Origin of the sequence: Mesorhizobium sp. M4B.F.Ca.ET.143.01.1.1, from assembly GCF_004792275.1 — a bacterium.
Taxonomy (GTDB): domain Bacteria; phylum Pseudomonadota; class Alphaproteobacteria; order Rhizobiales; family Rhizobiaceae; genus Mesorhizobium; species Mesorhizobium abyssinicae.
The window spans coordinates 1-322 of sequence record NZ_SRSR01000231.1; the positions used below are offsets into that span (position 1 = coordinate 1).

Genomic DNA, 322 nt, shown 5'->3' on the forward strand with positions numbered 1-322 from the left:
GTCGAAATGCCTGGCGCCCGGCCTTCGCCTCGGCTTCGTCATTGCCCCGCGCCCGATCGCCGGCCAGGTCGCGGCGGCCTTGCGCATCAATTGCTGGAGCATCAGCCCGCTGACGGCGCTGATTGGCGCGAGATTGATCGAGGAAGGTGCTGCCGCCCGCATCATCGACATCCAGAAACAGGAACTGCGCCAGCGCCAGGCGATCCTCTCCGAAATCCTCGGCCGCTTTGACATCCAGAGCCACCCGACCTCGACGCATGCCTGGCTGCGCCTGCCCGAACCCTGGCGCGGCGCCGGCTTTGCCCGCACCTGCCTGGAGCGC

Annotated in this window: 1 pseudogene; it reads left to right on the forward strand. The window is 68.3% G+C overall.

From position 1 onward, the window contains the following. Positions 1-322 (forward strand): annotated as a pseudogene (locus EN786_RS36770) (PLP-dependent aminotransferase family protein); the annotation flags it as partial.